Below are 17,963 nucleotides of genomic sequence, written 5' to 3'. Positions count from 1 at the left end.
TGTATTCGTCCACTATTATCTCATGAAGAATTTAATAGGGGCGTAAGAGAATACAATTAGGATTAATCTTCAATTTTAAAAAGTAACATGATAATTAAAGCCGATACGTAATGTATCGGCTTTATTACTATTCGATTTGGTTTGTCAATTATTCCGCTAAGAGTAGCTCCCATAAAGCTCCGCTTTTTTACTTTGAAAGGTCGTGTATAACTCTGTCGAATGTAGGGAAGTCCTTGTCGTAGGTCTCCTGCATATCCTCCTGACTTGCATTGATAAGACCTCTCGGTCTGCGCAGTGCAAGGTACATATCATCGGGGATATCCGCCTTGCTTACGCCTATCTTGTCCGCAAAGTCGGTATCTTTCAGATAGTAGAAGTACTTTCCGCTGATGTGGGTATCATCGGGGTAGAGCTCCGAAAGGTCCACAAAAGACTCCTCGGGTTCAAGAAGCTCGTCCGAGGTCTTTTTGTTGCCGATGATGACTACGGACTCCTCATTGCCGAGGAAGTTGGTCAGCTTGTTGGTGACGCCCTTGATGTAGTTCTGGTAGTCGTCATCGCTGTAGGGAATGTAGTACACCGAGACTAAGACCTTGCCGTTGCCGTTGGAGTCCTCGCCGAACTCGGTGAAGTACTCCTCCAGATAGGCTGAGTTGCCGACGGCGTCGTTGTCGCAGAGCATGAGTATGACCATGTCGGGATTTGGCTTCGTCAGCAGGTCGTAGGCAAGATAGCCGCCCAGCGCCACGAAGAACACTCCCAGACCCAGCCACCACTTGTTGTGGTAGAAGAAGTTGCCTATCTTTTTCCAGAATGACAGCTTTACTTCCTCTTCCTTTTCCTCGTGGATGGTGGACTCGCTTTCCTCCACGATGCCCTGCTTCAGACGCATGAGCTCGATCTTTTCGTCCTGAAGCTGCTTTTCGTAAGCCTCGCGCTTCTGCTTTTCCTTTTCGGCATAGCGGCGTTCAGCCTCGCGCTGCTGAGCCTCAAGCTCTGCCTCGCGCTGCTTTCTGAGGTCCTTGTTCACCTGAAAAAGGCTCTTGTTTATCTCAAGCTTTTCATCATTTTCAGGAGCTGCCTTGGGTGTGTTTTTTTCTTTTTCTTTCATACTTTATTCCTTACGATAACGGGCGGCATAAGCCGCCCGTACTGTTATTATTCCTCTGTCTTGTCTTCCTTTTCCTGACGTCCGCCGTTTGTAGGGAGGGACTTGAGTGTGGGGAAGAGAAGCACGTCTCTGATAGAAGCGCTGTTTGTCAGCAGCATTACCAGACGGTCGATACCGTAGCCGATACCGCCCGTAGGAGGCATACCGATCTCCAGTGCATTGAGGAAGTCCTCATCTGTGCGGTTAGCTTCCTCGTCACCCTGACTGAGAGCTTCTTCCTGAGCCTTGAAGCGCTCACGCTGGTCAATAGGATCGTTGAGCTCTGAGTAAGCGTTGCACATCTCACGGCCTGTGATGAACAGCTCGAAACGCTCAACATAGTCGGGAGCGTCGGGCTTCTTCTTGGTAAGGGGAGATATCTCGATGGGGTGATCCATGATGAATGTAGGCTGGATAAGGTGCTCCTCAACGAATGCCTCGAAGAAGAGGTTGAGGATATCGCCGCGCTTGTGGCGAGCTTCGTATTCTACGCCCTTTTCATCAGCTATCCTGCGTGCTTCCTCGAGGGTCTTTATCTCGCTGAAGTCAACGCCCGAATACTTCTTTACAGCGTCGATCATGGTAAGTCTCTCAAAGGGCTTGCCAAGGTCGATCATGTACTCGCCGTAGGGAACGCAGGTAGTACCGCATACTTCCTGAGCAACGTGGCGGAACATATTCTCTGTGAGGTCCATCATGCCGTAGTAATCGGTGTAAGCCTGATACAGCTCCATGAGTGTGAACTCGGGGTTATGACGGGTGTCAACGCCCTCGTTTCGGAAAACTCTGCCGATCTCGTAAACTCTTTCAAGTCCGCCTACGATGAGTCTCTTGAGGTAGAGCTCCAGACTGATTCGGAGCTTAACGTCCTCGTCGAGAGCATTATAGTGAGTCTCGAAGGGCCTTGCAGCAGCGCCGCCTGCGTTGGATACCAGCATGGGAGTCTCAACTTCCATGAAGCCCTGTGCATCGAGGTAGCGTCTGATGGATGAGATTATCATTGAGCGCTTGATGAATGTGTCCTTTACCTCGGGATTGATAATGAGGTCGAGGTAGCGCTGACGGTATCTTGTATCAGTGTCCTTGAGTCCGTGCCACTTCTCGGGGAGGGGCAGGAGGGACTTTGTGAGGAGGGTGATGCTCTTTGCGTGGACAGATATCTCGCCCTTGCGTGTTCTGAAAACATATCCCTCAACGCCGATGATATCGCCGATATCCCACTTCTTCTTGAACTCCTTGAAAAGGTCTGCGCCGATATCGTTGGAACGAACATATACCTGTATACGGTCGGACTTGTCGCGGACGTCGATGAAGTTGGCCTTGCCCATATCTCTCCAGCTCATGATACGGCCTGCGATACGGACGATATTCTCGTTAAGCTTTTCAAGCTCGGCAGCCTTCTTCTCCTCGTCGTCGCCCACAGCAGCGAGTATCTCGGCTTCCTTTGCCTCGTACTCAGCCTTGTACTGAGCAGCGTGACCTGTAACGTCGAACTTGGTGATAGTGAAGGGGTCGTGACCCAGCTCGCGGAGATCAGCCAGCTTGTCGAGTCTGTCCTTCTTGAGTATATTTATATCCTGAGCAGGCTCCTCATCAGCCTGAACAGGTGAATTGACCTGATTTTCGCTCATATTTATATCCTTTCGATTACTTGGAGATCTCAACGACCTCGAACTTCAGCTCGCCTGCGGGAGCTTCAACGATGAAGATATCGCCGACTCTCTTCTTCATGGCAGCCTTGCCGATAGGAGACTCGTCCGAAATGAGACCCTCTCTTACGTTTGCGTGGTTGGTACCAACGATGGTGAATGTTTCGATCTTGCCTGTATCGAGGCGCTTGATAGTGATCTTTGAGCTCATACCGATCTCGTCAACAGAGATGCTATCGTCGTCAACGATCTCAGCGTTGTCGATGGTATACTGGAGCTCCTGTATGTGAGCTTCGAGGATAGCCTGTTCATTTTTTGCCTCATCGTACTCAGCGTTCTCGGAGAGGTCTCCGTAAGAACGGGCAACTTTCAGTCTTTCGGCAACTTCCTTACGTTTATTGATCTTAAGGTCATCGAGTTCAGCGACGAGCTTGTCGTAGCTTTCTCTGGACATCTTCTTTGTAGCCATATCAATGCACTCCTTATATGATTTATTTCGGGAGAGAATCAACACAGAGTTCCCCGAAGCTTAAATAGCATTACATATTATTATACTATATCATGCGGAAAAAGTCAACCCTGAAAGCTGAGAAATAGGTTGTCCGCGGTAAAATGCAGTGGCACACACTGTGCGCCACGGGAACAAGAAAGGAGACAGCATTTGCTGTCTCCCTGAATTTTACTGTATAGCCGCCATAGCAGCGTCAACAGCTGCTGCGTACTGATCGTCGTAAGCCTCGTCGGTGTTCTCAACGGAGATATCGGGAGTAAGTCCCACGCCGTCATAGCACTCCGAGCGCTCTGTCTTGTACTTTGCAACGGTAAGAACTACCGCGCCCTTGTTGTCGAACTCGGTGGTCTGCTGCATAACGCCCTTGCCGAAGGTCTTTTCGCCCACAAGCTGAGCACCGCCGAAATCGCGGAGAGAAGCTGCAAAGAGCTCCGCAGCGCTGGCAGTCCTGCCGTTTACCAGCACCACCATTGGCAGGTCAAGTGCAGCCTCGTCTGAGTAGACCAGAGTCTCGCTGTGACCGTCCTTATATTCCGCAGTGGCGATAACGCCCTCGGGAAGCAGCGGGTCAAGGCATTCTGACAGTGATTCCACTATTCCGCCGCCGTTGTCTCGGACGTCGAATATAAGAGCCTTTGCACCGTTGGAGGTAAGTCTCTCAAGAGTCTCCACGAACTGCTGGGGAGTATTTTTCTTGAAGCCTGTTATGGTGATACAGCCAACGTACTCGTTGACCATCTCGCCGCTTACGGTGATCACCTCGATAGAGCGGCGTGTGAAAGTATAGTCCTTATCGATACCGCCTCTGCGGACGGTTATGTTTATCTCTGAGCCCTCAGTACCGCGCATAGCCTCGATAGACTCATCAAAGCCTGCCGAAAGAACGTCAACGCCGTCGATAAGGGTGATTATATCGCCTTTGCGGAGACCTGCCTCCTCAACGGGAGAGTCGTCCATGATATCGGCGATGCGGATATAGCCGCTTTCGTCCTCATCGAGAGTGAGACCAAGTCCCACCAGCTGACCCTCGTCCTCGCTCTGTTCCTCCAGATATTCCTCCTCTGTCAGATACTTGGAGTACTGGTCGTCGAGTCCCGAGATATAGCCTTTCAGAATACCGTCGCTGAGGTCGCCCTCATTGATATCGCCGAGGTAGTGTTCACGGACGTAGGAGTCAAGGGTCTGGAGCGAGTTGTACTTCTTACCCTTTTCGTTGACGTCTACCACCTTTTTGTTGAAGCTCTGCAGTGAGAAGAATGATGTGAGTATAAAGGTGACCGCAGAAGCGATAGCGATAAGGCTCAGCGCAAGGCCAAGGCTGATTTTCTTATTCATATTATCATCGCTTTCTGACAAAAATTCGGGCAGTTGCAAAGAACTGCCCTGAATCTGATTGTTGCATTTTTACGGACTAACGTAGCCCAGCGGGTCATTTGCGACACCGTTCACGCGGACCTCAAAGTGGAGGTGAGCGCCGGTAGACCAGCCTGTTGAGCCGATGTAGCCGATGACCTGTCCCTGCTCTACATACTGACCAACGGAAACAGCTGCCGATGACAGATGACCGTAGAGTGTCGAGTATGTACCGTCGTGGGAGATTATAACGTAGTTTCCATATCCTCCGCCGCAGCCGCAGCTGGAGTTCTTGGCATAATTGTGTGAGCATGAGTTGTTAACGGCAATAACTGTACCTGCCTTTGCAGCACAGCAACGTCCGCCCATGATACCTGCATCGCCCACGTCGATACCTCTGTGGGTGGTGCCCCATCTGTAGCCGTAGCCGCTGGAGATATAGCAGAATCCGGGTGCGGGCCATGAGAAGCCCGATGCGGAAGGAGCGGGGACATAAGCGGGTTCGCTTGTTACAACGGGAGTGTATGATGTATCGCCCTGCTGTGCAGCCTGCTGAGCGGCAGCAGCTTCTGCGGCAGCTCTCTCCTGAGCAAGTCTTGCCTGTTCAGCCTCATATGCAGCCTGTGCAGCCGCAGCCTGACGGGCGATCTCAGCCTGGATCTCAGCTTCCTCGGCGTCCAGCTGATCGATGTAGTCCTGAAGCTCAGCCTTATCCAGCTCAAGGGTCTGCTGTTCCATAGCGATACGGTTGATCTCGTCCTGAGTCTGGCTCATCTTATCATTAAGGCTTGCCATTTCGGCGTCCTTTTCTTCCTTACGCTTTTTCTGATCCTCAAGTCTCATTTCGAGAGTGAGCTTTTCCGACTCAAGGTCCTTTTTGGACTGCTCCATGCTGTCGATCTCTGTGAGGATATCTGTGATGAGCTCCTCATCGTAGGAAGCGATACGGTTTACCATCTCAACTCTTGAGAGCATATCATAGAAGCTGGATGTACCTACCATTACGGTAGCGAGGTTATCATTTCCTGTAACATACATAGCGCAGAGACGCTTCTTGAACAGCTCAACGTTCTCGTCGATCTCCTCCTGCTGGTCTACGATAGCCTGATCGAGGTCAGCGATATTGTCCTGAGCGGTCTCGATATCTGAATTGATGCTTTCGAGCTCCTTGTTGAGGAGGTCGATATTGTCCTGGATATAGCCTATCTGCTCATAGAGAGTTGACTGATAAGCCTGTTCGTTTTCCTTATCGCCCTCAAGTGAATTGATCTGTGACTGTAATTCTTCGATCTTTGCTGTGTTGGCTTTTCTTTCTTCCTGTATCTCGGCAATAGTCTTAGCCGAAGCGTTGTTCCTGCTGCCTTTGATGGCAGGATAAGCTGCTACAGCTGCGATTGAGAGGGCAGAGCAGGTGACGAATGAAATTACCTTTTTGAATATGTTTAGCTTTTCCATAACTAAGCTGCGTATCGGACGGGGATAATGCTGTCCGAATGCACACTCCTTTCATAAAAAAATTCACATCTTCGGTTTTTGGCGCACATCATACATCGATATGCTTTCTTGTGCTTACCACGCTTCCCAATGCGCCGATAAGAGCGCCGAACACGAGATATGCAAGTGCAAGGGGAAGGCGGATGTCTGAGAACGGGATAAGGCTCTTTACACCGAAGGTGTTCATGAGCATGCCCTGTTCGGTTATCATGTTGTATACCGCACGGTATACAGCCCATGTTATAAAGTATGCGCCTGCGCCTGCGAACAGACCCGTTACCATACCCTCAACGAAGAAGGGCATACGGATGAATGCGTTTGTAGCGCCGACATACTTCATTATCTGGATCTCCTCACGGCGGGCAAAAACGCTTGCCTTTGTGGTATTGGAGATAATGATCATAGATACGACAGCAAGTGCGATGATGATAGCACCTGCGATGAGAGATACGACCTTACGGAGCTCTCTGAGGAACTCAGCTACCTGAGGAGAAGCGGAAGCGCTCTGGATATTGGCGATAGCGCTGATCTTGTCGGTAGTCTCGGTAATGAGATCGGTATCCTTTACGGTGACGCTGAATCCGTCGGGCATAAAGCTTGCGTCAGTGCCGATGTATTCGTCGAATATCTTCTCGGCATTGGGAAGGTTAGCCTTCTGTCTTGAGAGAGCGTCCTCCTTGGATATGAAAGTTACCTTATCAATATTGGGGAGTTCCTTTATAGCGGCTTCCGCAGCGGAATTCTGTTCCTCGGTAGTGCCCACGTTCATAATGACAACTACCTCGTTCTGGCTGCCCAGACCCTTTATCATGGAATTGAGGTTGATATAGAACAGACCTGCGATTCCCACGAGTAGAAGGGATATGAGCAGAACGCAGAATGTTGCGAACGCCATCATTTTATTTTTCCATATGTTTTCCACGCCCTGATCGGCGAGGTATTTGATACCGCTTAGCTTCATTCCGCACCTCCTTCAGTCTTTTCTGTAAGTGCGGCGAGAAGCTCCTCGGGAGTTTCCGCTTTTCTGACGTTATGGGTATCGTCGATATCCACGTCTATGTTATCGGCTAGCTTCTGCATGAGCTGGGGCTCATCCGCTGAGCTGCCGTCGGGGATGCCTCCGATAGCGGAGATGATATCATCAGCGGTCATATTCTCGATGGGGAGGTCGATAGCCTCCTCAGTGTTTGTGAGCTGAGGCTCCTCCTCGGCGGCAGGCTCGTTTACCCGCTCTGCATCGCTTATAGCAGCAGCCATTGCCTCTGTGGGCACCTCTGTATCAATATCGGCAAGGAGCTCGTCTCCCGTACCTGTAATGACCTCATCGAAGACGATCTCGCCCTCGGTGATATTGATGATACGTCCGCCGAAGTGACGGACCAAATCGTGCTCATGGGTAACCATGAGTATAGTAGTACCCTGATCGTTGATGCCCTTGAGGAGCTCTACGATCTCGTAGGAGAGCTCGGGGTCGATATTACCCGTAGGCTCGTCTGCGATGATGAGCTGGGGGTCGTTTACCAGTGCTCTTGCAATGGCAACACGCTGCTTTTCACCGCCCGAAAGCTCATCGGGGTAAGAGTTTGTCTTTGCGTGGAGTCCTACCAGACTTATAACGTAGGGAACTCTCTTGCGTATGTATTTGATGGGGGCGTCGATAACTCTGAGAACGAAAGCGATGTTCTCATATACCGTCATCGACGGGATAAGTCTGAAATCCTGGAATACGAAGCCGAGAGTACGGCGGAATTCGGGGATCTTTCTTCTTTTAAGCTTGTTGAGGTTATAGCCGTTTACGGTGACAACACCGCTTGTTGCGTCTATTTCCTTCAGTAGAAGCTTGATCATAGTACTTTTTCCCGCACCTGATGAACCTACCACGAAGGCGAAATCGCCGTCGTTTATCTTGAGGCTGACGTTATTGAGGGCGTCAACACCGCTTGAGTAGGTCACGGATACGTTTTTAAGTTCTACCAATGGGTCACACCTACCTTAATCTGTAAAGGGCGGAAATGATCCGCCCAAAGTTCGATATAATGCCTGTGAAAGAGGCTTTATCAGAACTTGACAGGATTAGCAGACAGGTACTTCTTTACCATGAGGGCGATCTTGAAGATGATAGCGTGATCGAACTCACGGAGATCAAGACCTGTAAGCTTCTTGATTTTTTCCAGTCTGTAAACGAGTGTATTTCTGTGAACGAAGAGCTTTCTTGAAGTCTCGGATACGTTCAGGTTGTTTTCAAAGAACTTCTGGATAGTAAAGAGAGTCTCGTGATCCAGTGACTCGATGCTGCCCACCTTGAATACCTCGTGGAGGAATGTCTCGCAGAGAGTTGTGGGGAGGTGGTAGATAAGACGGGCGATACCGAGGTTGTCGTAGCTTACGATGACCTTGTCTGTATCGAATACCTTGCCGACCTCAAGAGCCATCTGAGCTTCCTTGAAGGAACGGGCCAGATCCTTTACGCCGACAACGGCTGTACCGATACCAACGTTAACTCTTGTATAGAACTCACTGCTGAGAGTGTCAGCGATGGAACGAGCCAGCTTCTCCAGATCCTTTGAGTCAACAGCGCTCTTGAGCTCCTTGACGAGAACGATATCAGTCTCGGTGATATTGAAGACGAAGTCCTTGTTCTTGTCAGGGAAGAGGTTCTGGATAACATCATAAGCCGAGATGTCGTTAGCGGAGATGATCCTGATAAGGAATACAGCGCGGCTGATCTCAGCGTTGAAGTGGAGCTCTCTTGCCTTGATAACGATATCTCCGGGGAGAACGTTATCGAGGATGACATTCTTTATGAAGTTGTTTCTGTCGTACTTCTCATCGTAGTACTGCTTGATATTTGAAAGCGCAATAGCGAGAATGCTTGCATACTTTGCAGCAGCGTCGTCAACGCCCTCCACGAAAACTGCGTAATCGGGCTTTACTCTTGAGCCGAAGGGCTTGTAGGTGAAGCCGTCACGGATAAAGATATCGTGGGAATCGCTGAGGTCCAGTGAAACGAATTCATTAGTGGTACCCACGCGGGTAAGGTCGCTGCAGGCGATGATAGTTGCGGTCTCATCCACTACACCGATGGTAGCGTCGATAGAGTCGCGCATCTGATGAACTAAACCCTGAAATAATCTGTTGGACATGATTAACATCCTTTCTCTTAATAAGATCTTATTTTGAGCGGACCTTCAGAGAGAGTCGGGGAGCATATTGCTCCTCAACATATTACAAATTGTAACACATTTTTGCCTGTAATTTGTTAACAAAGTGTTAACTTTCGTCCGAAGGCTCACAAACATGACTTACATATATGTTGAATTTTGTTTATAATTGCCAAAGTTGGCGATTTTTTTGTAACCAAACCGTAATTTTTACGGTGAAAAAATGTAATTTCTTACATCTTCTCAGGTCTGTCGATATTGAGTATCTCCAGAGCATTCCTGAGTGTCTGGCGGACTGCCACACAGAGGAGGATACGAGCGTCCCTGAGCTGCTCATTTTCCGCGTTCTTTACGCTGCAGGCGTCATAGAAGCGGTGGAATAGAGTTGCCAGATCAATGGAGTACTTGGTGATCTTCGAGGGATCATAGCTCTTTGCAGCCATGTCGATCTCTCTCGGGAGAGAAGCAAGATGGCGGATGAGCTCGATCTCGCGGGGATTGTCAAGGAGATCAAGATCGGCAGTCTCGGGTATCGCAACGCCCTCCTCACTGAGGTTTCTCAGCAGGCTGCAAATTCTTGCGTGGGCGTACTGAACGTAGTAAACGGGGTTCTGTGAGGACTTTTCGATAGCCAGATCAAGGTCGAACTCAAACTGGGAGTTTGCCTCACGGAGATTGAAGAAGAAACGTGCTGCATCTATCGGTATCTCGTCGAGGAGAGTTACAAGGGTGATAGCTTTGCCGCTTCTCTTTGAGAGCTTTACCACCTCGCCGTTGCGGACCAGCATTACCATCTGCATGAGCACTACATCCAGCTTGTTGGCGTCAACGCCGAGAGCTGTCAGAGCAGCCTTCAGTCTTGGAACGTAGCCGTGGTGGTCGGCGCCCAGTACGTTTATCGCCTTGTCGAAGTTACGGGTCACCAGCTTGTCATAGTGGTAGGCGATATCGGGTACTATATAAGTATAGAGACCGTTGCTTCTCCTGAGAACGAAGTCCTTGTCAAGACCGTATTCCGTAGCCCTGAACCAGATCGCACCGTCCTGCTCGTAAGCCTTGCCTGCCTCCATGAGCTTGTCAACGACCTTCTTTGTCTCGTTCTTTTCGTGAACTGTGCTCTCGCGGAACCAGTTGTCGTAAACGATGCGGTACTTTTTAAGGTCGCGCTCGAGACCGGCTATATTAATAGGAAGCGCATAATCTACCAGAGCCTTTCTGCGCTCCTCCTCGCTGAGCTCCTGAAGCTCGAAGATATGATCGTGATAGTAGTTTGCAGCGTGCTCGATGATGTCGGTGCCGAGGTAAACGTCCTCGGGCATCTCGAAGTCCTCACCCTCACCGCTCTTTGCGTATATCTCTGAGCAGAGCTTCTCGGTGTCGTCCCTGTACTCATAGATGAGCTGCTGACCCTTTTCGGAGCAGAGCTGCATATAGCGGAGGGAGAGAGACTTGCCGAACTTCTCGATCTGATTTCCTGCGTCATTGACGTAGAACTCGCGCTCGGCATGATAGCCTGCCCACTGGAGCACGCTGGCGAGACAGTCTCCGATAGCGCCGCCTCTTGCGTTGCCGATGTGCATGGGACCTGTGGGGTTTGCGGAAACGAACTCCACAAGGACTCTCTTGCCCTTGCCGAGGTCGGTCTTTCCGTAGTTTTCTCCCTCGTCAAGAACGTTTCTCACAACGTCCGAGAACCATTTCCTGCTGAGGAAGAAGTTGAGAAATCCGGGACCTGCCACCTCGGCTCTCTCGAAGATAGTTCCCTCAAGGCTGAGCTTTTCACAGATGAGCTCGGCTATCTTTCTGGGAGGCATCCTGAGTGTCTTTGCGCATACCATAGCGGTGTTTGCGGCGAAATCGCCGTGGGACTTGTCCGCAGGGATCTCGATATTGAATGGGGGGAGTGGCTCTGCGGGGATCTTCTCCTCAGCCACAAGTGCTCCGAGAGCTTCCATGATGACTTCACGGAGGCGGAGCGAAGCGGAATTGATAAGGTCTGACATTTGATCTATCCTTTCTTTTTGGCTCAGTTCTGAGCCTGTACTGTCATTATAATCTCGTTATCAGATAGATACGAGGAATTGAGATCGAGAGTATATTTAAGGTAGAGCCTTCCGTTTTCGGCTAAGGTGTTTTCGATAGCGTGGGTGTATACGCCGATCTGAAGGTTGCCGTAGGGAGTTCCGTACTGGCAGAAGTGTTTGCGTCCTATTTCCAGAGAGAGCACGGAATTTGCCGTTCCCTCGCGGGTGATGGAGACGTTCCTGCTGTCGTCCACCTTGATGGTGGTCACCGAGCCATCGAAGCCCGTAGCGGAGGTATCCTCGTAGGAGATGATATCCCAGCCGTTCTCATGGGTCATTTTGGCTTTGGTGAGCAGCTCTGTTTCGTTCTTTTCGTCTTCCTGCCACTGGATACTCGTCAGTGAGATCAAAACGTTATTTTTCAAAGCAGTCTCCTTAATATATTTTATCGGCTCAGTAAGTTCTGTCGGCGTTGTCCATAGCCTGTTCCATAAGCCCGTCGATGAGCTCATCGTGTGAGTAGCCAAGCTCCTCCATAAGTCTCGGGAACACGCTGTTCTTTCTGAGTCCGGGCATAGTGCCTATCTTGTTGAGCAGGAGCTCTCCGCTGTCCGTGAGGAACATATCTGCTCTTGCCATTCCCTTGCATCCCAGAGCCTTGAAAGCTGTAACAGCTGTCTCGCGTACCTTTTCCTCGATGTCCTTGGGGAGATCGGCAGGGATGGTCAGGTCGTCGCCTGTGCTTACATTGAAGTTGTTGGGGTCGTAGGGGATATCGGGATCGTTTATCTCGCCGATAGCCGAGCAAATCGGCGAATCATAGCCGTATACAGCTGCTTCCAGCTTGCGTCCGCTGATGTATTTCTCTATTACCACCTTGTTGTCGCTGGAGAATGCCAGCTTGACTGCGGCGAGGAGCTCCTCGCTGTTATGAGCGAAGCTCACTCCTGCGTTGCTGCCGCTGTTTGCAGGCTTTACCACAAGGGGGAATCCCAGCTCGGAAGATATCTCTGCGCACTTCTTGTCGAGGTAGTTTATCTCACGCTGAGTGATGAGTCTCCACTGAGCGGTCTTTATATCGTAGTCGTCCATGACCATGTGGGTGTGGGACTTGTCCGTACATGAAGCCGAAGCCAGAACTCCGCTTCCTACATAGGGGATGCCCGAAAGGTCCAGCAGACCCTGTATAGTTCCGTCGCCGCATCTTTTTCCCATGAGTATGGGAAATACCACGTCTATCTTTTTCAGCGAGGTCTCACCGTTCTCGATGGTGATGATGCCCCTGTGGAGCGGGTCGGGAGAGATGAATGCGGAAGTGCAGTCGGGGTCCTGATCCCATGTTCCGTCAGCGATGCTCTCGGCGTCGCCGGGGAAATAGAGCCAGCGTCCCTTACGGGTGATGCCGATGCAGATCACCTCATATTTATCTCTCGGGATACTGCTTATGACCTCAGCGGCAGATGCCAGTGAAAGGTCATGCTCTCTTGCTGTGCCGCCGAAAATAACAGCGGCTTTTATCTTTGCCATATGTTTCTCCTTTTAAATAGTATCCCTGAAAAATCTATTGTCATTTTCCAGTATCACTCTATTTTATCACAATTCACAAAAAACTGCAAGTATTTTTTGCGAAAATGCAGAATAGCACAGTGAAATTCGCAAGGATAGCACATAGCGGACAATTTTCAACGCGATTATTTGTGCACAATTACAATGAAATAATCCCGTTTTCATCAATTTGACGGAATACCCCTTAGTAAAAATGACGAAGAAAAATTAGGCGAATGGTACGATATTGACTTTTGAGCGTAAATGTTCTATAATTTGATTTATGATATCGGGAACAGATCGAAGGGGGTAATCAACTATGAAAATGCTAAAACGAACGATCATCTGGTTTGTGCTTCTGACAGCGATATTCCTGATTGTCAATGCTGTCGGCTCGCTATTTGTGGATAAGCTTCTTGTTGGACGTATGACCGACTCGATGAAAGGCTACTCTGCAAAAATAGATATGATGATACATCCTGAGTACAAGGAGCCTGAGGCGGAGGGCAAGAGCAACGGACTGCTGGGACTTAATATGCGAAGTCTGCTCGACAATTCCTGCCTTGACTGCAAAGAGAACTTCCTGAGCACTTTTATTTTTACCAATGTTCAGATGGACCAGTCTGTGATAATGTTCGATGAAAATGGCATGAGCAGGCTTTCTGACGGCATTTTTGCCGTTGCCTATGAGGATAATGGTCTTGGAGCGGATAAGTTCAAGAGCGCTGTTGGAGTTATCGATGTCAACGAGTTTATAAAGACGAGTGCCGCCGGAAAGATATACAGCATAATGGAGAAAAGCGACGATATACTGTTAAGGCTTGACTCTTATACTGTGAGTGCGAGTTATGTTGTTTCACCTGTGAAGATTACGGTGCTTCACGAGGGCGGCGCGGAGATCGAGTCCTTTGACTTTCCTGCAAGCGGAGAGGTCATAAACAGCGATAATACCTATATTGATCATGACAATAAGGACAAGACTCATTCGGGTTACAGCTTTTATCTAAAGATTAAAGATGCTAAGAGAGGCGAGCGCAGGTCCGACAGGATCGCAAAACGGCTTGCGGATAAGGTGGTTTTTGCCAACGGTGACCAGAACGACTACGAAAAGAGCTACGGTAACGGCGTTGTGAACTCAAAGATGGTGGAGGTCAAAGACGGCAAAGCCATGGTAACGGTACTGCGTTTCAGGTTCCTGAGATGCGTGTTTGCTGATACAGCTGTTCTCGGCGCCATAATGACACTGATAATGGTGCTCATCTGCCGCCATAAGGATAAGAAAAAGATGAGTGTAGGATACGGCTGTCAGGGCGGCGGTTATCAGAACGGCTTCCCCGATAATTACAACAATTACCGCCGCTGAAGTGCGGTGCAAAGCAGAAGCCCCGAAACATTGCGTTTCGGGGCTTCTGCTATATTAGTTATAAGTGATGGAATGATGTTATCTGGTTCCTGTGGTGTTGTCTCCCTCCTGAAGCTTGTCGTGTGCGAGTATGTAATCATACACTGTTTGGACAGTGGTGAATGCCACTCCCACATAGCTGTCCGCGCAACCGTAATAAATGGCTATACGGCCTGTTGCTGCATCAGTAAGTGCGGCGCAGGGGAAACACACGTTTGGCACGAAGCCGCGCTCCTCATACCACTCCTCGGGAGTGAGGATGTAGTTCTCGCAGCGGTGGAGAACTTTTGACGGTTCGTTTATATCCAGTATGGCAGCGCCTATGCTGTAAACATAGCCGTTGCAGGTGTTGACTACTCCGTGATAGAACATGAGCCAGCCCTTGTCGGTCTCGATAGGAGCGGCTCCTCCGCCTATTTTCAGGTTCTCCCACCAGTTGTCGGAGCGTCCCATGACATGGCGGTGACGTCCCCAGAACTCCATATCGGGGCTCTCGGAGATAAATATATCGCCGAATGCTGTGTGTCCGTTGTCACAGGGGCGGGACAGCATAACGAAGTTGCCGTTTATCTTTCTCGGGAATAGCACTGCATTGCGGTTGTAGGGGAGATAGGGATTTTCCAGACGGGTAAATGTCCTGAAATCCTTTGTCTCTGCGATGCCTATGGTGGGACCGAAAGCGTCCTGACACCACATGATGTAGTATGTGTCCTCCACCTTTACAAGGCGGGGGTCATAGGCATATATTGGCATGAAGGGCTCGCCGTTTTTGTCGGTGAACGGTATTTTCTCAGGGTCAAATTCCCAGTGGACAGCGTCCTTGCTCCTGCCAAGGTAGATGTGGGGGATACCGTTGCGCTGTTCGCCGCGGAAGACTCCGATAAAGCCGTCCTCATAGGGCATGACTGCGCTGTTGAATATCCTTGCTACGTCGGGCAGGGGATTTCTGCCGATAATGGGGTTCTCGCTGTATCTCCACACGGGAGCTGTACAGTCCGCAGGCTTTTCCTGCCAAGGGATAGTGGGCAGATCACTGCCTATCAATTTGATATCCGCCATATGGAACTCCTTAAATTAAAGTTAATAGTGATGTGTTAATTAAATTATACAGTAAAATTATGCCGCCGTCAAGTAAAAAATCGAAAAACTGTTATTTTCGTGAAAATGCACTATTTCAGCTCTGTTTTTTCTACATGATGATTTTACATAATGTTATAGAATAGGCGGCTTTCGGGGTGTATAATTAAATAAAAAGGAGGCTGACCATGAAAATAATTACTGATCGTACAATGCAATTCGGCAATATCCGCTTCTTCTGCGCCTCTGTGGGAAACAGTCCCATGTCCTGCTATGTTCTCAGGGGCAGGGACGGGGATATGCTCATAGATACGGGTATGCCCATTGTTTACAAAAGGCTTGCCGAGTACATCTCGGGCTTCGATATCCGATATATTTTCCTTACTCACGCTCATGTTGACCATGACGGCAGCGCGGAGAGACTTCGCCGCGAAACAGGTGCGGAGATCATTCTCGGCGAGCGTGACAGGGAGCTCATAGGGCACTACGGCAGACAACCCGTCAGGGCTACCTCGAGCCGTTACAGGCTCCGCAATATACAGCAGAATATCTGCGGCAGGATGAAGCTTTTCAGCACCCGTCCTTACGCTCCCGATATCCTTGTGGGAAGCGGTGACAGGCATATCCTCGGGGAGCTGGGCTTTGATGCGGAAACAGTTCCTCTGCCCGGGCATACCCTCGGCTCTATGGGAGTGCTCTCGGAGGGAGTGCTATACTGCGGCGACGCTTTCACGGCAATGTGGGGAAAGCCCGATATAACGCCCCACGCCACTTCCATAGCTGCCATGGAAAAGTCTCTGCGAAGGATACTGGAGATCTCTCCCGAGTGGCTGGCAACGGGTCACGGGCTTCCCGTGAAAATGCAGGACGCAAGACCTGTCATACGGCGCTATCTGCTTATGCGCGGAGAACGGGTACTTAAATGATAGCTTAAAAGGAGGCGGACATATGAATATTTACGACCTTATAAGCGGTATATCCGAGGGCAGGTTCGACGAGCAGTTCCGAAAGCTTTACGGTGCTTCGGACAGAGCTGTGCTAAAGGCGAGAGCCCGTTATCTCAGCGCCGCGGAGAAGTTCTCGGTGATGTGTCCCGAGTGTGAGGAGATACACGTTTATTCGGCGCCCGGACGGACGGAGATAGGCGGAAATCATACAGACCACCAGCACGGCTGCGTTCTGGCGGCAGCGGTGAGCCTTGATATGATAGCCATTGTGAACTTCCACGATGAGGGAGTTATCCGTGTGCGCTCAGAGGGCTACATGGCTGACGAGATAGACCTGAGCAGCCTTGAGGTCAATCCTGCGGAGAAGGGGACCTCGACGGCGCTTATCCGCGGCATTGCAGCGAGATTTGCGGAAATGGGCGTTAAAACGGAGGGCTTTGACGCATACATGACCTCAGATGTGCTCAGCGGAAGCGGACTTTCTTCATCGGCAGCCTTTGAGATACTTGCAGCAACTATAATAAATGAGCGGTACAATGAGGGCAAGGCATCGTCGGCGGAGCTGGCGCGTATAGGCAGGTTTGCCGAGAACGCCTATTTCGGCAAGGCGTGCGGTCTCATGGACCAGACCGTGTGCGCCGAGGGCGGTGCGGTGTTTATCGACTTTGCCGATACAGAAGCGCCCGAAATGTCCAAGCTGGGATTTGACTTTGACAAGGCTGGCTATTCCGTCTGCATAACCGATACGAGGGGCAGCCACGCTGACCTTTCGGAGGAGTATGACGCTGTGTCGGCGGAGATGAGGAGCGTTGCCCGTGCAATGGGCTGTGAGTATCTCCGCGAATGCGACGAGGAGCGCTTTTATGCGGAGCTTCCCGAGCTTCGCAGGCAGTGTACCGACAGGGCGCTGCTCCGCGCTGCACACTTCTTTGCCGAGAACAGCCGTGCTGCCGAGGAGGCGGAAGCTCTCGCGGACGGCGATACAGAGCGGTTCTTTGAGCTTGTGGAGCAGTCGGGGACTTCCTCTGCGGAGCTGCTGCAAAATCTGTACTCCACAGGCGAGCCGCAGGTACAGCCTGTGCCCCTTGCCATAATGCTCAGCAAGCGCTTCCTTAAAGGAGCAGGCGCGGTGAGGGTCCACGGTGGAGGATTTGCAGGTACTATACAGGCGTTCGTGCCGACTTATCTTGCAGCGGATTACGCTATGGAGATGGAGCGGATATTCGGAGCAGGCTGCTGTTATGTGCTGACGGTCCGTCCTGTCGGCGGCTGTGAGCTGATGCTGTAAATTGCTATAAATAGGGTGCTGACCGCAAAAAGTGGTCAGCATTTTTTTATTTGAGTTATTGTGCAGGGCAATAAATGGGAGGAAGCTGCATCGGAAAATAGCCATTTGTTTTACTGATCAGGTTGTAGAAGGATTTGCTTGGAAACATGATACACTTTCTGTAAAACGGCTTGAAATCGTTGAAAGTCCAACCGGATGAACTACAAGTTATGTATAATGCACGAAAAAAGTTGGTGAAAATGAGCAGTAACCACAAATTGATGTTAACCTAATGCAACAAAATGAGCGGCAACACGAAATGAGCAGTATAATTACTGCGGAGACGTCAGTCTCGTCAAAAAAATTTATTCAGAAAGGAATTA

14 protein-coding genes and 1 pseudogene are annotated in these 17,963 nt (G+C 50.2%); 3 read left to right on the top strand and 12 right to left on the bottom strand.

The annotated features are described in order from the left end of the window. Positions 1-187: 187 nt before the first annotated feature. The 11 genes and pseudogenes from DSZ37_RS09905 to DSZ37_RS09855 form a co-directional block, all read right to left on the bottom strand. Positions 188-1,111 (bottom strand): cell envelope integrity protein TolA, encoded by a 924-nt coding sequence (locus tag DSZ37_RS09905; RefSeq protein ID WP_109726748.1) that lies wholly within the window; start codon positions 1,109-1,111, stop codon positions 188-190. Between the two features lie 47 nt (positions 1,112-1,158). Next, positions 1,159-2,781: a lysine--tRNA ligase gene (lysS, locus tag DSZ37_RS09900; protein WP_109726747.1), complete on the bottom strand. Its 1,623-nt coding sequence runs from the start codon at positions 2,779-2,781 to the stop codon at positions 1,159-1,161. Positions 2,782-2,797: 16 nt separating this feature from the next. Continuing rightward, positions 2,798-3,268 (bottom strand): transcription elongation factor GreA, encoded by a 471-nt coding sequence (gene greA / locus DSZ37_RS09895; protein ID WP_109726746.1) that lies wholly within the window; start codon positions 3,266-3,268, stop codon positions 2,798-2,800. A gap of 210 nt (positions 3,269-3,478) precedes the next feature. Beyond that, positions 3,479-4,645: a S41 family peptidase gene (locus tag DSZ37_RS09890; RefSeq protein WP_109726745.1), complete on the bottom strand. Its 1,167-nt coding sequence runs from the start codon at positions 4,643-4,645 to the stop codon at positions 3,479-3,481. A 69-nt stretch (positions 4,646-4,714) separates the two neighbouring features. Beyond that, the gene (locus DSZ37_RS09885; RefSeq protein WP_109726744.1) at positions 4,715-6,118 is read right to left on the bottom strand and encodes a murein hydrolase activator EnvC family protein; all 1,404 of its coding nucleotides are present in this window, start codon (positions 6,116-6,118) and stop codon (positions 4,715-4,717) included. Between the two features lie 88 nt (positions 6,119-6,206). Continuing rightward, positions 6,207-7,118 (bottom strand): permease-like cell division protein FtsX, encoded by a 912-nt coding sequence (gene ftsX / locus DSZ37_RS09880; protein ID WP_109726743.1) that lies wholly within the window; start codon positions 7,116-7,118, stop codon positions 6,207-6,209. Between the two features lie 335 nt (positions 7,119-7,453). Further along, positions 7,454-8,134 (bottom strand): annotated as a pseudogene (gene ftsE / locus DSZ37_RS09875) (cell division ATP-binding protein FtsE); the annotation flags it as partial. A gap of 80 nt (positions 8,135-8,214) precedes the next feature. Beyond that, positions 8,215-9,300, bottom strand: coding sequence for a helix-turn-helix domain-containing protein (locus DSZ37_RS09870; RefSeq protein WP_019680782.1), 1,086 nt, complete (start codon positions 9,298-9,300; stop codon positions 8,215-8,217). A gap of 251 nt (positions 9,301-9,551) precedes the next feature. Then, a complete protein-coding gene (argS, locus tag DSZ37_RS09865) occupies positions 9,552-11,321 on the bottom strand; it encodes an arginine--tRNA ligase (RefSeq protein WP_109726741.1) in 1,770 nt (589 codons plus the stop codon). A 23-nt stretch (positions 11,322-11,344) separates the two neighbouring features. Next, the gene (locus DSZ37_RS09860; RefSeq protein WP_109726740.1) at positions 11,345-11,767 is read right to left on the bottom strand and encodes a DUF1934 domain-containing protein; all 423 of its coding nucleotides are present in this window, start codon (positions 11,765-11,767) and stop codon (positions 11,345-11,347) included. Between the two features lie 28 nt (positions 11,768-11,795). Then, the gene (locus DSZ37_RS09855; protein WP_109726739.1) at positions 11,796-12,869 is read right to left on the bottom strand and encodes a D-alanine--D-alanine ligase family protein; all 1,074 of its coding nucleotides are present in this window, start codon (positions 12,867-12,869) and stop codon (positions 11,796-11,798) included. A gap of 337 nt (positions 12,870-13,206) precedes the next feature. Between DSZ37_RS09855 and DSZ37_RS09850 the strand changes: the two genes are divergently transcribed. Then, complete coding sequence (locus DSZ37_RS09850) at positions 13,207-14,250, top strand: hypothetical protein (RefSeq protein ID WP_109726738.1); 1,044 nt, start codon at positions 13,207-13,209, stop codon at positions 14,248-14,250. Positions 14,251-14,328: 78 nt separating this feature from the next. Here the strand turns inward: DSZ37_RS09850 and DSZ37_RS09845 are convergent, their stop codons facing one another. Further along, a complete protein-coding gene (locus tag DSZ37_RS09845; RefSeq protein WP_109726737.1) occupies positions 14,329-15,348 on the bottom strand; it encodes a glycoside hydrolase family 130 protein in 1,020 nt (339 codons plus the stop codon). A gap of 206 nt (positions 15,349-15,554) precedes the next feature. Between DSZ37_RS09845 and DSZ37_RS09840 the strand changes: the two genes are divergently transcribed. Both DSZ37_RS09840 and DSZ37_RS09835 read left to right on the top strand, forming a co-directional pair. Further along, on the top strand, positions 15,555-16,292 hold the full coding sequence (locus DSZ37_RS09840) for an MBL fold metallo-hydrolase (RefSeq protein WP_109726736.1): 738 nt from the start codon (positions 15,555-15,557) through the stop codon (positions 16,290-16,292). Positions 16,293-16,314: 22 nt separating this feature from the next. Then, positions 16,315-17,601, top strand: a complete 1,287-nt coding sequence (locus tag DSZ37_RS09835; protein ID WP_109726735.1) for a galactokinase — start codon at positions 16,315-16,317, stop codon at positions 17,599-17,601. The last annotated feature ends 362 nt before the right edge of the window (positions 17,602-17,963 follow it).

Origin of the sequence: Ruminococcus flavefaciens (genome assembly GCF_900116855.1) — a bacterium.
In the GTDB taxonomy this organism is placed as follows: domain Bacteria; phylum Bacillota; class Clostridia; order Oscillospirales; family Ruminococcaceae; genus Ruminococcus; species Ruminococcus flavefaciens_R.
Note: the sequence above shows the minus strand (reverse complement) of the source record. Positions and strands in the feature narration are given on the sequence as shown.

Coding starts and splice junctions, on each gene's coding strand:
- DSZ37_RS09905 (WP_109726748.1), bottom strand. CDS start 1,111: ATGAAAGAAAAAGAAAAAAACACACCCAAGGCAGCTCCTGAAAATGAT.
- lysS (WP_109726747.1), bottom strand. CDS start 2,781: ATGAGCGAAAATCAGGTCAATTCACCTGTTCAGGCTGATGAGGAGCCT.
- greA (WP_109726746.1), bottom strand. CDS start 3,268: ATGGCTACAAAGAAGATGTCCAGAGAAAGCTACGACAAGCTCGTCGCT.
- DSZ37_RS09890 (WP_109726745.1), bottom strand. CDS start 4,645: ATGAATAAGAAAATCAGCCTTGGCCTTGCGCTGAGCCTTATCGCTATC.
- DSZ37_RS09885 (WP_109726744.1), bottom strand. CDS start 6,118: ATGGAAAAGCTAAACATATTCAAAAAGGTAATTTCATTCGTCACCTGC.
- ftsX (WP_109726743.1), bottom strand. CDS start 7,118: ATGAAGCTAAGCGGTATCAAATACCTCGCCGATCAGGGCGTGGAAAAC.
- DSZ37_RS09870 (WP_019680782.1), bottom strand. CDS start 9,300: ATGTCCAACAGATTATTTCAGGGTTTAGTTCATCAGATGCGCGACTCT.
- argS (WP_109726741.1), bottom strand. CDS start 11,321: ATGTCAGACCTTATCAATTCCGCTTCGCTCCGCCTCCGTGAAGTCATC.
- DSZ37_RS09855 (WP_109726739.1), bottom strand. CDS start 12,869: ATGGCAAAGATAAAAGCCGCTGTTATTTTCGGCGGCACAGCAAGAGAG.
- DSZ37_RS09850 (WP_109726738.1), top strand. CDS start 13,207: ATGAAAATGCTAAAACGAACGATCATCTGGTTTGTGCTTCTGACAGCG.
- DSZ37_RS09845 (WP_109726737.1), bottom strand. CDS start 15,348: ATGGCGGATATCAAATTGATAGGCAGTGATCTGCCCACTATCCCTTGG.
- DSZ37_RS09840 (WP_109726736.1), top strand. CDS start 15,555: ATGAAAATAATTACTGATCGTACAATGCAATTCGGCAATATCCGCTTC.
- DSZ37_RS09835 (WP_109726735.1), top strand. CDS start 16,315: ATGAATATTTACGACCTTATAAGCGGTATATCCGAGGGCAGGTTCGAC.